Here is a 15,089-nt window from a genome sequence, read left to right as displayed (position 1 = left end):
ACGGTATGTCCGTCCATCTTCCCGGTAGAAGGAGATCCCACTATGAAAAACTTTACTTTCCATAATCCGACCAAACTCATTTTCGGCAAAGGACAGCTGGAGCAGCTGCCTAAAGAGCTTACCGCATACGGCAAAAAAGTTCTCCTCGTATACGGCGGAGGCAGCATCAAACGCAGCGGGCTTTACGATGGGGTCGTTTCCCTGCTTAAGGGTGCCGGCGCCGAAATTTTCGAATTGGCCGGCGTAGAGCCAAATCCCCGTGTAAGCACGGTAAAGCGAGGCGCGGATTTGTGCAAGCAGGAAAACATCGACGTCATCCTCGCCGTAGGCGGCGGCAGCGTCATCGACTGCACGAAAGCGATCGCGGCAGGGGCCAAATACGACGGCGACGTATGGGATTTCATGACGCGCAAAGCTACCCCTGCGGATGCCCTGCCGTTCGGAACCGTCCTTACGCTGGCGGCGACCGGTTCGGAAATGAACTCCGGTTCCGTTATCACCAATTGGGAAACCCAGGAGAAATACGGCTGGGGGTCCCCGCTCGTTTTCCCGAAATTTTCTATTCTCGATCCGGTCTTCACGGCAACCGTACCGAAGGATCAGACGGTGTACGGCATGGTGGATATTATGTCGCACGTATTCGAGCAGTATTTCCATCATACGCCAAACACGCCGGTCCAGGACGGTTTTTGCGAGACCATCTTGAAGTCCGTAATCGAAACGGCCCCGAAGCTTGTTGACGATCTCGGGAATTATGAATACCGGGAAACCATTCTCTACAGCGGCACGATGGCTTTGAACGGCCTGCTCGCCATGGGCGTACAGGGAGACTGGGCGACCCACAATATCGAGCATGCGGTTTCCGCCGTCTACGATATTCCGCACGGCGGGGGTCTTGCCATTCTGTTCCCGAATTGGATGACTCACGTTCTGGACGAGAATGTCGGACGGTTCAAGCAGTTCGCGGTCCGTGTATTCGGCATTTCGGCAGACGGCAAATCCGACCGCGACGTCGCGCTCGAAGGTATCGAAGCATTGCGCGGCTTCTGGAATTCCATCGGCGCGCCAAACCGTCTGGCGGATTACGGCATCGACGACAGCAAGCTGGAAGTTATGGTCGACCGGGCGATGGTATACGGTCCGTTCGGCTACTTCAAGCGCCTGGACCGCGAAGATGTGACGGCCATTTACCGGGCGTCGCTGTAACCGCTGCGGCAGCGGTACGGACCATCCCGGCAGAGCCGCCACCAGGCGGCTGCGCGCACGCAGGGCCAAGCCCCCTGCCGGCATAGAAGAAGCCCCGCTTCATTGACAGTTGTCAGTGAAGCGGGGCTTCTTTGCGCCGTCAGGATTGCCCGGCCCGGCGGGATGTGCCCGGCGCGAAGCCGCTGTCGCTACCTGCGGCGCCGCCTGATTTTTGGCGCTGCATACCGGCAGCCGCGCGGCAGGCGGTGAGCTTGCTGAAGCCGTGGCAGGCTTGCGCGCAGCGCCCTCGGCATCGGGCCGGGGCAGCGCCTGCATGCAGCGCCCTCGGCATCGGGCCGGGGCAGCGCCTGCATGCAGCGCCCACGGCAGTGGGCCGGGGCAGTGCCTGCGTGCAGTGCCCTCGGCAGCGCCTGCGTGTAGCGCCCACGGCAGTGGGCCGGGGCAGCGCTTGCGTGCAGCGATCGCCGCCGGCGGAAGGCCGGGCTTGCCGCTGGCCGAACCGGCAGGGCAACGCGGCGTCTATGCGTCCAGGCGGCCGGGTACTTCCTGCCAGGCTTCGCGCCAGGCGGCAAGCTTACGCTCCCAGCCCATCGCGTTGGCCGGACTCGATGACGGCAGCCGGATAAAGCTCAGCCGGCTATCGTCGGTCAAGTGGGCGGCGTGCTTGCGGAACAGTTTCTCCGAAGCCGCGCCGTTAAACATGACGGTACGCAGGTTCGGATACTCCGCGAACAACGCGTCAAAATCGTTCACGTCCGGCTCCCGGATGTTGGCGTCCAGACTCCCCTCACGTTCACAGGACGACAGCACATCCCACAAAGCGATCTTGCGGTCGAGGGCGAACTTCAGACGCTCTTCATAGGTACCCGGCACCTCGTCTTCACCATGCAGCGAAGCCAGCAGCCTCCAGAAATCGTTGCGCGGATTTCCGTAATATTCCTGTCTCTCCAGCGAAAGCTCTCCCGGCATGGAACCCAAGATCAGCACGCTGCTGTCCGGAGCGATGACGGGCTCGAATCCTTTACATAACATAAGTCCCTCTCCTGTTCTTATTTTCCCCATCCCGAAGCGTAAAAGCCGTGTTCGCGATGCCATTCCGCATAGAAAATTTCTTTGATCTGCTTAAAACCCGACTCCTCGATCTGCCCCTTCAGCCATTCTTCGTCCCGGCCGATGCGCTTCAGCTCTTGGGGTTTGATTTCTCCTTCTTCAATTAGAGGAACCGGAAGCTCCACGGATTCTTCCGGCAGGTTCAAGTCTCCGCGGACAACCGTGTCGTACGGTGACTTCTTCAACACGCTGAGCGAACCGTTGTTTTCGAAAATACCATAGGCGACTTCTTGTAGGGAAAAAATCCCCTGTTCCCTAAGCAGCATAAGAAGCTGCTCCAGATCGAGACTGTTCGATCTCATCGCCTTTACGTTCAGCTTCCCTTTTTCAATGACGACAGCCGGACTGCCTTCGAACGCGCGGCGCAGTTTTTTATATTTTTGCGTGATTTTTTCAAACGTCAGAGAAAGCACGGTCCAGAAAGCGAGCGCAAACAACAGCTCAAGATATTTGACCTCTTTATCATACACCGTGTTCCCCACAAGTTCACTCAGCATAAGAGCCGAGACAAAATCGAACGGGGTGAGCTGGGAAATCTCTTTCTTGCCGAGCAGCCGGGTCATGCCCCAAAGGCCGATGAATCCGGTTATCAGTTTAATTCCGATGTACATAAAATCCATGCTGAACACCCGCTTTCCGGTCGAGTAATGTCGGTAACCTGAAAACAGCTGTCATGCCGTTCAGTTAGTACTCAATAACCCGAAAAGACTCTTTGCAAACAGGAATTCCGCGCCAGCCGGGCATGGTTTATACTAGTAGAAGGACAACAGGGGACTACGACTCAAACATAACAATCAATATAGATACATAATAAATATTATGTAAACTAAAATCCCGCTCTCTTCCCGATTGATACCATACCGCCTAACACCCGGTTTTAGATCGAGCTTTGTTTTTGCGGCACTTCCGGCTTCTGTTTAGTTCTGTTTCCGTATGATAGACCTATTTTGTTCCTATCAGCAAATTTGCTCAAATACGGTTTTCCGGCTCGTTCGATTAAGAAAAGTATTGAGGTGCACCCGATGAATATTCAAAAGCAAAAAGATCGTGAAGAACTCGATAAAAGGATTCCTTCTATGCCCTGGTATGTAGATAAGTTTATCCATCATAAGCTTCCGGACCTCTCCCCTTCTACCCTGCTTGAATATGTACGGGATTACGAAACGTTTTTTTCCTGGCTCCTGGCCGAGGGACTCAGCAGTGCGGAAAGACTGGCGGACATCCCGCTGGAGGATCTGGAAAAACTTCATATGGAAAGCGTCGATCATTACCGCGCTTATCTGGCGACGAAGAAGGATCAAGCCAACACGAAGATCACGATCAACCGCAAAATTTCTTCTCTGCGTTCCCTGTTTCATTATTTAAGCCAGATTGCCGAGGATGAAAATTATTATCCGCTGCTCAAACGGAATGTGATGGCCAAGATTGAAATCAAGCGGACGAACAAGGCCAAAGATTTGGCGGGAAAACTGGAAGGAAAACTCCTTCAGGAAGATGAGATTTTCGAATTTATCGACTATATCCGCAGCGGATACGAACAGGACATTGCGAACAATAAGCAGGCTTTGTATGCGTACGAGCTGAACAAAATCCGTGATGCCTGTATCGTAAGCCTTATTCTTCATTCGGGGCTGCGTGTCTCGGAAGTCGTCAACTTAACGCTGGACGATCTTGATATGAAAAAAAGAACCGTGTACGTGTACCGTAAAGGTAACAATGACGGTTCCTTTAAAACAAGGGTGTTTTTTCGGCAGGAGGCCGTGGACGATTTAACCTGCTATCTGCAGACTCAGAGAAACCCGGTATCATCCCCCGAAGAAGGAAAAGGCGCTTTTTCTTACGATACCGAACGGCAAAAAGGAAGGACAGCTGATGTCCAAGCGGGCCATTCAGGAAATGGTAATCAAATATGCGAAGCGCTTCGGCAAGCCGTTTCTGAGTGTACATAAGCTGAGACATTCGTTCGCAACCGACTATTATTTGCAAAATGACTTATATAAAACGCAAGAACAGCTTGGACATGCCTCTTCCGATACGACTCAGATTTATGCCCACTTGACCGATAAAACGATGGAAGAAGCGATCGACAAGCGAAAAGAAGATTAAAATTCCATTAATGCCGTATATGTTTAATGTCATTAATTAAAATTAGTTAACCTCATAAATGATTCTTGTTTTCTGCTGGATTTGTTCTATTCCTTTCTCTTCTCTCACTCAACTTTGACGCAAAGGATGCCGTGACTAAGATGACTATGACGACCGACCGTATTTATTTTCGTTATTTGACCCCTGATGACGCTCCCGCTCTACTCGATCTTATGCAGAGGAACCAGGCCTATTTCGAGCCCTTTACGATTACACGGCCCGACTCGTTTTATACGCTTGAAGAACAGGCGGCACGCATACGGGTATGGACCGAGGACCGGTTAACGGACAAAAGCTACAATTTCGGGATATTTTTTAAAGAAAACGATGAGCTCATCGGCGAAATGTCCTTGTTTCACGCCGCTCGCGAACCTGCGCACAAATGCATGATGGGTTATTGTCTGGACCACGCCTACCAGGGCAAAGGAATTATGTCCCATGCGGCGCGCCTCGCCCTGGAATTCGCTTTTGCCGAGGCCGGGTTCCACCGCGTGGAAGCGGGCGTTATGCCGCACAACATCGGCTCCATCCGGGTGCTGGAAAAGGCGGGTTTTCAGCGGGAAGGCCTCGCCCGTAAAAACGTGAAAATCAACGGAGTCTGGCAGGATCATGTCATGTTCGCCATCCTCGAAGATGACGAGCGGCCGCGGCCTTAACGTCCGGCATAAATGACTCTAACCACACAAAAGACAGTTCGTGCGGAGCTTGCGCAAGCTCTCCTGAACTGTCTTTTTAAATGCCCTTGCCGCTCGACCGGTATAGATGGCAGGCTATTTCTTTTTTCGCAAAGTTTTCGCCGGTTTGCGGGTATCCGTTTTCTTTTTTAGCGGCGGCTTCTTGGTCTCTTTTCTCCGTTTGCGGGGTGCCGGTAGCGGATCCCGCTGGGGAAGAACAGAGCCTGGCTCATGCCGGAACGTGCTTTCAAGCGGCTGCCGGCTTTCCGCCCGGGCGGCCTCTTCCCTTCTCCGCTCCGTCAGGAGGATCGGCTCTTCGTAAGTTCCCTGTGCCAGCTCTTCCAGCTCCTGCTCGGAAATCGGCTCTTTAACGGCCACGAAGTAATACAAAATTTCGTCTACCACATTGAGCGTGGATTGACGCAGCATACGCCGGTCTTCATCGTCATAAATGGGAGACAAATACTGCGGCAGGTAAAAAAACTCGCAGCGCAGCAGCCTTAAGTCGATCTCGGACCTGGAATCTTTATCCCATCCGGCGGGCACGTCCGTCATATAGGTGTTTTCACGCAAAGGATCATAGACATACAATTCGTTCGTAAAAAAACGGGGAAGCTGTTCGTCGAACCAGGAACGGAAGTTGGGGTTTACCGCATGATAAGACGTATGCGCGTACGGAGCGAGCAGACAGACGACCGCTTTGTGCCGGCAAACCCGGTAGATCTCTTTCATTACGTTCATCAGATCAGGCACATATTCCAGCGAGCGGCTGGCCATGACGAAATCAACCGTATCGTTACCAAGCGGGATACCCTCATTAAAATCGCACTGGAGATCAACACCGGGGAGCGGCTCTTTGTCGATGCCGATATAACCGGGATGTTTGCGCAGGCCGCATCCCAAATCGATTTTCATACCCATCGCTCCCTATCCCTTTACCTGATACTATTACCGTATGGATGGAGAGGATGTTTCGCGTGGGTCAAGCGCCAATCTCCCGGAAATTGTGCGAATCGGCTTGCCTGTGTTTATACGTATCCGCGTCTTCAGGCTCCAGAATAAGCGTTACTTCAAGCATCGCCATGTTTTTTCCCGTATACATCGGTTCGAGAAGCTCGGGAATCCCGAAATTTTTCGTTTCTAGGCCGGTGCACCTGGCTTTTAACTCCATCCGGCTGCCGTTATGCTCGATATTCCCTTTGAACTGGACCGGTTGGGTCATATTCCGTACGGTCAATTCGCCTTCGATCGTCAACGGATGAGGGATTCCTTCAAGGAACGGCTTTTCAAAACCTCCCACCTTCACGATCCGAAAGGAGGCCTCCGGGTAGGCTTTCACATTAAAGAAGTACCAATCCCGCAGCTTCGCGTTCCACGCCGGATCTTCCGAATAAAGAGAGGACATGTCCGCGGCAACCGTGCCCGTTAAGTGGTCCGTATCTTGCGGAGTGATTTTTAACAGTCCCGAAAGCCTGGGAAACGTAATATCCAGTGATTCATGCGGAGATAGGACCGATACGGTCGCCGATGACCCCGCGGTTACTATCCATGTTTTGCCGAGTTGGAGCGGACCCAGCTCGTCTCCTTTTTGTATTTCCTTCTCCTGTGTCCATAAAGGTTCCCTGGCTATTGCGATGTATCCCGTCAAACTCCCCAAAATCAGAACAGCCCCAAGCGTACCGAACCACCAATAGCGACTCCGATTCATTCGTAAGCAATGCCCCCTTTTTGGTTTAACCGGATGACTTTATGAGTTAATGACTACATAACATATATTATGTAAAAAAATAATTATCTTACAAACGCTTTCAGTTTACTTCCTAAAAGCCGCCTTTATAGGAAATTTGTCCTAGATAACTAATTCGTCATAAATATTCATATTCCTTTCCCAATTTTTCTGGGTATACGGAATTATTCAAATTTTAAGTCAATTTTTACATCCGCCAGGAATCGAGTACAATAATGGAACAATCACTCCTCCAAAGAAGGTGTAAGCTTGAAGACTCATCTCCTGATTGCCGATGACGACGCACACATCCGCGAGCTTCTGCAATTTATTTTCAAAAAAGAAAACTATCTCGTCTCCGAGGCCTCCGACGGCGAAGAAGCCGCTTCCCTGTTGGAACGCGAACAGATTCATCTCGCGGTGGTTGACGTTATGATGCCGGGCAAAAACGGTTTGGAGCTTTGCGAGGAAATCCGCAGCTATTACGACATCCCGGTTATTTTGCTCACCGCCAAAGGCGAACTGGAGGACAAGGAAAAAGGCTACCTGTCCGGAACCGACGATTATCTCGTGAAACCGTTCGAGCCTAAAGAACTACTTTTCCGGGTAAAAGCTTTATTGCGGCGGTACCAGCTCGTATCCTCGGACGTTATTACGCTGAACCGGACCGTTATCGACCGCAAAAGCTATGAAATCCATATAGACGGAGAGACCTTCGTCATTCCGCTGAAAGAATTTGAGCTGCTGGCCCAATTGGCCAGTCATCCGGGCCGTATTTTTACGAGAGAGCAGCTCCTCGAACGGGTATGGGGAGCCGGATACGAAGGAGGCAGCCGGACGATTGACGTGCATATTAAGCGGCTGCGGGAACGTTTTAACGAAAAATCGCGCGATTTTATACTGACAACGGTACGGGGTCTCGGCTATAAACTAGAGGTGTGCGCCACATGAAGACTTTATACGTACGTATCGTCGTCACCTTCCTGCTCATCGCCGTAATCAGCAGCGCGGCCGCGCTGCTCCTTTCCAACGGCTACTATTCGGCCAAGCTCCGGGACTACAACGAACAGAAGATCTTAAAAATCTCTCAAGAAATCCGGGGCTTGTACGAAGAGACTCCGGGACTGCAGCTTCCCGAATATTTGACGCGCATCTCCAATATGGGTTTTCAAGTATATGCCGTTGACGACGAGCTGCGGGGAACTTTCTACGGATCACCTTTTAAACATAAGGAGATCGAACGGGACACGATTGTTCGCGTGCTAAGCGGCGACACGTATCACGGCGTGATGGAAGAACGCCATCTGCTGCTCGTTACCGGTTTTTTCGAGAACAGCATCCGCAACAGCATCGGCCTTCCCGTACGAAGCGGCGGCAAAACGACGGCTCTGTTCATCCGTCCCGACATGGAGCAGCAGATCGGGGAAGTCCGGATTCTAATGGCGCTCCTGCTCGGCTTTACGTTCCTGCTCAGTCTGGTGCTGATTATTGTTTCCACCCGCTTTATCGTCAAGCCCGTGCAGAAATTGACGGAAGCGACAAACAAGATCGTAGGCGGAGATTACAACATCCATATGGACGTTACGCGGAGGGACGAAATCGGCAACCTGGCGCGGCATTTTACGCAGATGGCGAAATCGCTGGAAAAACTCGATCAGATGCGGCAGGAATTTGTCGCCAATGTCTCGCATGAAATACAGTCTCCACTTACGACGATTCAAGGTTTTGCCCGGAGCATGCTGGATAATGACGCTTCACGCGAGGAGGAACAAAGATACCTCCGCATTATAGAAGAAGAAAGCCGCAGACTTTCGGCTCTCAGCAAAGAGCTTCTGACGCTCGCCGCCCTGGACAAAGAGACCAGTGTCCTTAAACCCGCTTCCTTCCGGCTGGACGAACAGATCCGGCACATTTTTATTACGACGGAATGGCAGTGGACGGAAAAAGAACTCCAGCTCCGGCTGGATCTTCCCGAGCTGGTCATTCGCGCGGACGCGCAGCTTTTGTATCAGGTTTGGTTCAATCTGATTGCCAACAGCATCAAATTTACCCGTCCGGGAGATACGATCTCCGTACAAATCCGGCAAGAACAACACGATATCCTCGTCTCGATCGGTGATACCGGACCGGGTATCCCTTCCGAGGACCTCCCCCATATTTTTGACCGCTTCTATAAAGGGGACAAAACCCGCAACCGCTCCCGCTCCGGCAGCGGCCTCGGACTTTCCATCGCCCATAAAATCGTCTCCCTGCACCGGGGAAGCATCGAGGTGCTTAGCCCCCCGGAGGAAGGAACGGTATTCCTGATCCGTCTTCCGCAGTTGTAACCTTCCGTTCATCGTCCGTTCATAATCCTGTCCTACAATTCATGTGAGAATAAGGACAGGAGGTTATGAACATCATGAACAACCCGTGGAACAAACTCGCGCGCGCCGTGAGCTCCCCCAGAGGGGCTAAGATCGTCGCCGCCGTGTGGATAATCGCAATCGTGGTACTCAGCCTGATCGCGCCCGGAGCGAAACAAGCCGCCGTAAGCAGCGGAGAAGGCAGCGCTCTCGGCGAGACGCCTTCGGAAACGGCTCAGAAAATAATGGATGAGCGGTTTCCGTCCGAGGACGGTTTGACGGCTCTGCTCGTTTTTCACGGTAAAAACGCGATTACGGCCGAAGAACGGTCGAAGATCGCGGAAATCAGCGAATGGCTGTCTTCCCCCGGAAAGCCGCAGCAGCTCGCCGGGGCACTTCCTTTTCACACACTGCCCAAAGCGGTCCAGGACAAAATGTTCTCCGATGACGGCACAACCGTCCTGCTCAACGCCGCTTTCCATAAAGACCTGGAATCCGGACAGCTCTATGAAGGATTGCAGCAGATTCGCTCGCATGTCGGGCAGACGGGAATCGGTTCCCTGGATTTCAACATCACGGGGCCGGCCGGCATAGCGGCGGATACCACTTCCCTTTTCAAGAACGCCGACTTTGTCCTCATGTTCGCCACCGTCGGCCTGATTCTGGTGATCCTGATGATCATTTACCGGTCACCGCTTCTTGCCGTCATTCCTCTCCTCATTTCCGGGATGGTCTACATGGTCGTGGACCGGATACTCGGCCTTGCGGGAAAATACGGCTGGTTTCTCGTCGACAAGCAGGCGCTGTCCATCATGATGATCCTCCTCTTCGCCGTACTGACCGACTACTGCTTATTCGTACTGGCCCGTTACAGAGAGGAGCTCAAAACGGCTGGAGACAAATACGAAGCCATGCAGCATGCCTTGAGCCGGGTAGCCGAGCCGATCCTCTTTAGCGGCGGTACGGTGCTCGTCGCCATGCTCACGTTGTTTACGGCCGTTTTCAAGCCGTACCACCACTTCGCGCCCGTATTCTCGGCTGCAATGGCCGTTATCCTGCTCGGCGGACTAACGCTGATTCCCGCCGTGTTCGCCCTGCTGGGTCGAAAGGCGTTCTGGCCTTTCATTCCGAAACCTTCGAAACCCGCGGCCGGACAAGGGAAGGGCTTTTGGGCTTCCATGGGCGGATTCGTTACACGCAGGCCCGGTTTAACGGCAGGTATCCTGCTCCTCGCCCTGCTCGCGTCTTCGCTTACCGTCACTTCGATGAAATATTCGTTTAATCTTTTGAAATCTTTTCCTGACAATATTTCATCCCGCCAAGGTTTCGAGATTCTTGAAAGCAAATTCCCGCCGGGCCAGCTCGCCCCCGTATCGGTTCTTTTAACTTCGGATAAAAAGCTGCCGCTGGACGCCGCCTTTTACGATAAGCTCGGTACCCTCACCGGCCGCTTAAAAAATGAGCCGGGGGTGAACGCCGTCTCACCGGAGATTGCGCCCGCCGCTGCGGAAAAAGGCACGCAGACTGCCGAAAAACACCTTATCGGCGGATGGAACGGCGATCAAACTGCAGCTGACGCCGGACAGCAATCCGTACGAGCCGGTCTCGCTCGATCTGATCGGCCGGCTTCGCGACAAGAGTCCTGCGCTTCTGGAGCAAAGCGGACTGAATCCGTCCGAGTTCACCCTGCATTATGCGGGACAAACGGCGGAGCAGCTTGACGTAAGAAATATGAACAAGCGGGATACGATTCTGCTGTTCACTCTGATTACGCTGTTTATTACCGTAATGCTGCTCATCCAGACCAAGTCGTTCAAGCATGCGTTCACCATGATCGCAACGATGCTGCTGTCCTATACCGCCACACTCGGCCTCGGCTGGATGATTTTTCATTTTATACTGGGATACGACTCCATCAGCTACCGGCTGCCGGTGTATACGTTCGTCTTCCTGATCGCGCTTGGCGTCGATTACAACATTATGCTTGTGTCGCGCATTAAAGAAGAAGCACTGAGACATCCGTGGAAAGAAGCCGTAAGCCGGGGCGTCGCTTTAACGGGAGGAGTTATCTCATCGGCGGGGCTCATTCTAGCCGCCACATTCACGGTGCTCATCACCCAACCGCTGCAGGAGCTCTTTCTGTTCGGCTTGACGATGTCGCTCGGCATTCTCCTTGATACGTTCCTGGTGCGCGGCATGCTGCTCCCCGCCCTGCTGGTCTTCGTCGGGGACCGCAAGAAATACCGTATGGACCGGCAAGCCGGTCCGGATCTCGCTTCATCCCGCGGGCAAAACTAATTTCAGGAGGAGTTATACGATGTTCGGATTCATGTTATTTCTTCATTTAACGGGTTTATTCGGATGGCTGGGAGCTCTGCTCGGCATTCTGGTCACTATGTTTCTGCTGAAAAAGCAGCTCGGTTCTGCCGACGCCAATGCCCTAGCCGGTAAAACGATCCGGGTATTCGGACGAATCGCTCATCCGAGTTCGATTCTCGTTCTTCTCAGCGGTGTCTATCTCATTCTCCAAATGGGCCTCGGCTCCGGCAAGCCTCTCTGGCTTCAAGTGATGGAAAAAGGCGGAGGGATGATCATTGTGCTTGGGATCGTCTTTACGGCGGTGCTCGGAAGCAAAATGAACAAACGGCTTAATTCCGCCGGCGGGAGCTCCGTCAAGATAACCGGCTACCTGGGCACGGTGAGCGTCTTCATGGTTCTGATCGTTTCGGTCGTTCTGGTCGTCAGCTTGAAGCTGTAAACCCGCTTTTCACCTCCCCTCTTCATGACAAAACGAAAAAAACGCCTTTACGGCGTTTTTTTGTTTATTTTTTAATTGGAGCCGCCGGCCGGAACCAGCTTGCGTTTGTTTTTGCCGCTCCAAGAAGTCGAAATGATAAACGAAATGACGAGGATAACCGCACCGAACATATACGGAAGGTTAATTTGAACGTCGAACAGGATACCCGCAATGGCCGGACCAAAAATATTGCCGAGGCTCATGTAGGCATTGTTCATTCCCGCGACGAAGCCCTGCTCATCTCCCGCCATTTTGGACAAGAGTGTATTGATTGCGGGACGCATGATGGAAGTCAGGGTGAAGAACAGCATCGTGACCAGCAGAATGTACCAGAAGTTGCCCGACAGAAGCATCAGAATCAGACACAGTGCGGACAGGATAAAGGTCAGATTAATAAGTTTCTTCTCCCCGAAACGGCGGATCAGCTTATCGATGAGAATCGCCTGAATGACAGCCCCGATCAGGGCTCCCACGGTAATCAGAATCGAAATATCTTTCGCTGTATATCCGTATTTGTTATCCACGAACAGCGGGAATACCGCTTCGAAGTTCGCCAGTCCGAAAGTCAGCGCAAACACCAGAAGCAGAAGGATAAAATAAGGGGCTTTGAACGACTGTCCCAGCTGGATAAAAATACTTTCCTTCTTAACCTGAGACGAACGGTTTGAAGCCAGCTCTTCTTTGGTGAGCGATTCCGGCAGGATAAGCAGGGAACCGATCATGGCCAGGGCGCCGACTGCAGCCGACACGTAGAACGGAGCGCGCAAACCGAGTTCCGCCAGAAACCCGCCGATGCCGGGTCCGATAACGAAACCGAGCGACATGGCCGCACCGAGCATTCCCATTCCTTTTCCCCGTTTATCGTCCGTCGTGATGTCCGCAATGTAAGCCATCATGGATGGAATCATAGCGGCCGCGCCGATACCGCCGATCAGACGGGAAGCATACAGCATCCAGACTTCGGAAGCCATGGCGAACAGCAGATTGGAAATCGTGAACAGCGCCAGACCGGACACGATCATTTTTTTGCGGCCGTATTTGTCCGACCACTCTCCACCGATCGGGGAGAAAATAAACTGAGTGAGGCCGAAAGCCGCGACGAGATACCCCGCCGTCTTGCCTCCCAGACCAAACTCTTTCAAAAATTCAGGCAGGACCGGAATAATAAGTCCGATACCGAGCATCGCGATAAACATATTGATCATCAAGATGACCAACGGCGAGCGGCGGTTTTTCATTGAGCTCATGTGGATTCTCCCTTCAGCTATCCTTAATAAGGGTAACTGCTTCTTTTTGTATTACAGAAGTATAGCGCACAGATTAACTTTTAGTCAATTTGTAAAGTTGTAAAGTTTTTTTATAAGTTAACTCTCCCGGACGGACTTGACTTTGATCAGTTCGCATTCCTATGATAAGGTGGGTATTGAATGCTTAACCGAGGTGAAAAGATTGCCGAGAAATCCAGAGAGAGACCAGGAAATCCGTAAAGAACGATGTGACCAGATCTTATCCGCCGCTGTCGAACTCTTTGCCAAAAACGGGCTCAGTTCCACGAAAATTTCAGATATCGCCCATAAAGCCAAGATGAGTCACGGCCTTATTTATAACTATTTCCGATCCAAAGAAGAGATTTACATTTCCATCGTGGAGAAAAATCTGTGTATCCTGACGGCGCTCTTCGAACAGGCGCACGAGCTGCCGGATGCCGATTCCTATGAAAAACTGACCTGGCTGCTGGATCAGGTGCACAGCGAAAGATGGGATGACGCCGTGTTCTATCAGGTCGTCGCCGATCAGATTCTCACGTCCGACTCCGTGTCCGACCAGCTCAAAATGTCCGTCCGCACGAGCATCGGCGATAACCTGAAGCTGCTCACCCGCATTTTCCGGGAAGGCCAGGAGAAGGGCGAATTTATTCAAGGCGATCCGCGCGAGCTGGCCTTTTATTTTATGAATATGATTCAGGCCGTCCTTCTTGCCGAAACGAGAGGAATTTATTTCACAGGCACTCCCATGCACCGGAATTTGCTCCGGCTGTTTTTGCCGAAAGCTTTATAACCACCGTCATGTGACGCCGAGCACCACTCCCGCATTTGCAGCCGGTCGCACCTACCCAGGTCGGCCGGCTTTTACGTACCCTGCAAAACGGGGCACGAAATGTCGGATTCCGGATTTAAGTTTTTGCTATCGTAGACATTGAAAGGAGGTTACCCTCATGAACGGGCTGGAGAAAATGAATGACGCTCTCGCTTATATTGAACAAAATCTGACGGGGGATATTGATTTCAAAGAAGTAGCCCGGCTTGCGCTTTGCTCGGAATATCACTTCAAAAGGATGTTTTCATCCCTGGCCGGAGTTACGCTCTCGGAGTATATCCGCCGCAGACGCTTAACGCTGGCGGCCTTTGAACTGGCCCATACGGACCTGAGGCTGCTGGATGTCGCCGTGAAATACGGCTACACCTCCGCCGATTCTTTCGCAAGGGCATTCCTCAGTCTCCACGGGGTGGCTCCATCCGAAGCGCGGACCCGTGGTCAATCTTTAAAAGCTTATCCGCGCATGTTTTTTCAATTAACGATACAAGGAGGAAATGAAATGAACTATCGCATTGTTGAAAAAGAAGCCTTCCGGATCGTCGGTCTCTATAAGAGAGTCCCTCTCGTCTACCGGGGAGTGAATCCCGCCATGAATTCGATGTGGCAAAGTCTGACCCCTGAGACGATCACCCTGCTGAAATCGTTATCCAACGTAGAACCGTCCGGCATCATCAGCGCGTCCGTCAACTTCTCGGAAGGACGTCTCGAACACGGAGAACTCGATCATTATATCGGGGCCGCAACGACGCAAGACTGTCCGGATCACCTGGCTGTGCTGGAAGTTAAAGCTTCTGCCTGGGCGGTATTTGAAGCTGTCGGCCCGTTCCCGGATACCCTGCAAAATGTTTGGGGCCGCATTTATGCCGAGTGGTTTCCGTCCTCATCCTACGAATCCACTCAAGGCCCGGAAATTTTGTGGAACGAAAGCAAGGACACAAGCTCTCCGACCTATAGAAGCGAAATTTGGATTCCGGTTGTGAAGAAGTAAT

Annotated in this window: 13 protein-coding genes and 2 pseudogenes; 10 read left to right on the top strand and 5 right to left on the bottom strand. The window is 52.3% G+C overall.

The features are described 5' to 3' along the window. The first annotated feature begins 42 nt into the window (after nucleotides 1-42). Nucleotides 43-1,206, top strand: coding sequence for an iron-containing alcohol dehydrogenase (locus tag ABC395_RS12830; RefSeq protein WP_413003557.1), 1,164 nt, complete (start codon nucleotides 43-45; stop codon nucleotides 1,204-1,206). A 519-nt stretch (nucleotides 1,207-1,725) separates the two neighbouring features. On the opposite strand, the gene ABC395_RS12825 is transcribed toward ABC395_RS12830, so the two are convergent. Together ABC395_RS12825 and ABC395_RS12820 are read right to left on the bottom strand one after the other, a co-directional pair. Continuing rightward, complete coding sequence (locus tag ABC395_RS12825; protein WP_413003555.1) at nucleotides 1,726-2,238, bottom strand: DNA-deoxyinosine glycosylase; 513 nt, start codon at nucleotides 2,236-2,238, stop codon at nucleotides 1,726-1,728. A gap of 17 nt (nucleotides 2,239-2,255) precedes the next feature. Beyond that, a complete protein-coding gene (locus tag ABC395_RS12820; RefSeq protein ID WP_413003553.1) occupies nucleotides 2,256-2,936 on the bottom strand; it encodes a DUF421 domain-containing protein in 681 nt (226 codons plus the stop codon). A 402-nt stretch (nucleotides 2,937-3,338) separates the two neighbouring features. On the opposite strand from ABC395_RS12820, the pseudogene xerS reads away from it, so the two are divergent. Both xerS and ABC395_RS12810 read left to right on the top strand, forming a co-directional pair. Then, nucleotides 3,339-4,422 (top strand): annotated as a pseudogene (gene xerS, locus ABC395_RS12815) (tyrosine recombinase XerS). Between the two features lie 140 nt (nucleotides 4,423-4,562). Next, nucleotides 4,563-5,117 (top strand): GNAT family N-acetyltransferase, encoded by a 555-nt coding sequence (locus ABC395_RS12810; protein ID WP_413003551.1) that lies wholly within the window; start codon nucleotides 4,563-4,565, stop codon nucleotides 5,115-5,117. Between the two features lie 114 nt (nucleotides 5,118-5,231). On the opposite strand, the gene ABC395_RS12805 is transcribed toward ABC395_RS12810, so the two are convergent. Next, nucleotides 5,232-6,050: a class I SAM-dependent methyltransferase gene (locus tag ABC395_RS12805; protein ID WP_413003549.1), complete on the bottom strand. Its 819-nt coding sequence runs from the start codon at nucleotides 6,048-6,050 to the stop codon at nucleotides 5,232-5,234. 67 nt (nucleotides 6,051-6,117) lie between these two features. Then, a complete protein-coding gene (locus ABC395_RS12800; protein ID WP_413003548.1) occupies nucleotides 6,118-6,843 on the bottom strand; it encodes a YceI family protein in 726 nt (241 codons plus the stop codon). A 288-nt stretch (nucleotides 6,844-7,131) separates the two neighbouring features. Between ABC395_RS12800 and ABC395_RS12795 the strand changes: the two genes are divergently transcribed. The 5 genes and pseudogenes from ABC395_RS12795 to ABC395_RS12775 all read left to right on the top strand — a co-directional run bounded on the left by ABC395_RS12795 (nucleotide 7,132) and on the right by ABC395_RS12775 (nucleotide 11,964). After that, the gene (locus ABC395_RS12795) at nucleotides 7,132-7,812 is read left to right on the top strand and encodes a response regulator transcription factor (RefSeq protein ID WP_413003546.1); all 681 of its coding nucleotides are present in this window, start codon (nucleotides 7,132-7,134) and stop codon (nucleotides 7,810-7,812) included. Then, the gene (locus tag ABC395_RS12790; protein ID WP_413003544.1) at nucleotides 7,809-9,188 is read left to right on the top strand and encodes a sensor histidine kinase; all 1,380 of its coding nucleotides are present in this window, start codon (nucleotides 7,809-7,811) and stop codon (nucleotides 9,186-9,188) included. Before ABC395_RS12795 ends, ABC395_RS12790 begins: the two co-directional genes overlap by 4 nt. Nucleotides 9,189-9,253: 65 nt before the next feature. Beyond that, a pseudogene (locus tag ABC395_RS12785) lies at nucleotides 9,254-10,354 on the top strand (MMPL family transporter); the annotation flags it as partial. Nucleotides 10,355-10,697: 343 nt separating this feature from the next. Beyond that, a complete protein-coding gene (locus ABC395_RS12780; protein WP_413003543.1) occupies nucleotides 10,698-11,504 on the top strand; it encodes an MMPL family transporter in 807 nt (268 codons plus the stop codon). A 19-nt stretch (nucleotides 11,505-11,523) separates the two neighbouring features. Then, on the top strand, nucleotides 11,524-11,964 hold the full coding sequence (locus tag ABC395_RS12775; RefSeq protein WP_413003541.1) for a hypothetical protein: 441 nt from the start codon (nucleotides 11,524-11,526) through the stop codon (nucleotides 11,962-11,964). A 71-nt stretch (nucleotides 11,965-12,035) separates the two neighbouring features. On the opposite strand, the gene ABC395_RS12770 is transcribed toward ABC395_RS12775, so the two are convergent. Next, complete coding sequence (locus ABC395_RS12770; protein WP_413003540.1) at nucleotides 12,036-13,250, bottom strand: MFS transporter; 1,215 nt, start codon at nucleotides 13,248-13,250, stop codon at nucleotides 12,036-12,038. 202 nt (nucleotides 13,251-13,452) lie between these two features. Here ABC395_RS12770 and ABC395_RS12765 point away from each other — a divergent pair, with 202 nt between their 5' ends. Then, nucleotides 13,453-14,061, top strand: coding sequence for a TetR/AcrR family transcriptional regulator (locus ABC395_RS12765; RefSeq protein WP_413003538.1), 609 nt, complete (start codon nucleotides 13,453-13,455; stop codon nucleotides 14,059-14,061). Between the two features lie 157 nt (nucleotides 14,062-14,218). Then, entirely contained in the window at nucleotides 14,219-15,088 is an 870-nt protein-coding gene (locus ABC395_RS12760; protein WP_413003536.1) for an AraC family transcriptional regulator, read from the top strand. Nucleotide 15,089 lies beyond the last annotated feature (1 nt).

The sequence above is a fragment of the Paenibacillus canaveralius genome, assembly GCF_047238265.1.
Lineage (GTDB): Bacteria > Bacillota > Bacilli > Paenibacillales > NBRC-103111 > Paenibacillus_F.
The sequence above is the reverse complement of the archived record's forward strand: the minus strand, read 5'-3'. Positions and strand labels throughout refer to the sequence as shown.

What these genes read in the sequence shown, in the direction of transcription:
- ABC395_RS12830 (WP_413003557.1), top strand. Translation starts at nt 43, where the DNA reads ATGAAAAACTTTACTTTCCATAATCCGACCAAACTCATTTTCGGCAAA.
- ABC395_RS12825 (WP_413003555.1), bottom strand. Translation starts at nt 2,238, where the DNA reads ATGTTATGTAAAGGATTCGAGCCCGTCATCGCTCCGGACAGCAGCGTG.
- ABC395_RS12820 (WP_413003553.1), bottom strand. Translation starts at nt 2,936, where the DNA reads ATGGATTTTATGTACATCGGAATTAAACTGATAACCGGATTCATCGGC.
- ABC395_RS12810 (WP_413003551.1), top strand. Translation starts at nt 4,563, where the DNA reads ATGACTATGACGACCGACCGTATTTATTTTCGTTATTTGACCCCTGAT.
- ABC395_RS12805 (WP_413003549.1), bottom strand. Translation starts at nt 6,050, where the DNA reads ATGAAAATCGATTTGGGATGCGGCCTGCGCAAACATCCCGGTTATATC.
- ABC395_RS12800 (WP_413003548.1), bottom strand. Translation starts at nt 6,843, where the DNA reads ATGAATCGGAGTCGCTATTGGTGGTTCGGTACGCTTGGGGCTGTTCTG.
- ABC395_RS12790 (WP_413003544.1), top strand. Translation starts at nt 7,809, where the DNA reads ATGAAGACTTTATACGTACGTATCGTCGTCACCTTCCTGCTCATCGCC.
- ABC395_RS12775 (WP_413003541.1), top strand. Translation starts at nt 11,524, where the DNA reads ATGTTCGGATTCATGTTATTTCTTCATTTAACGGGTTTATTCGGATGG.
- ABC395_RS12770 (WP_413003540.1), bottom strand. Translation starts at nt 13,250, where the DNA reads ATGAGCTCAATGAAAAACCGCCGCTCGCCGTTGGTCATCTTGATGATC.
- ABC395_RS12760 (WP_413003536.1), top strand. Translation starts at nt 14,219, where the DNA reads ATGAACGGGCTGGAGAAAATGAATGACGCTCTCGCTTATATTGAACAA.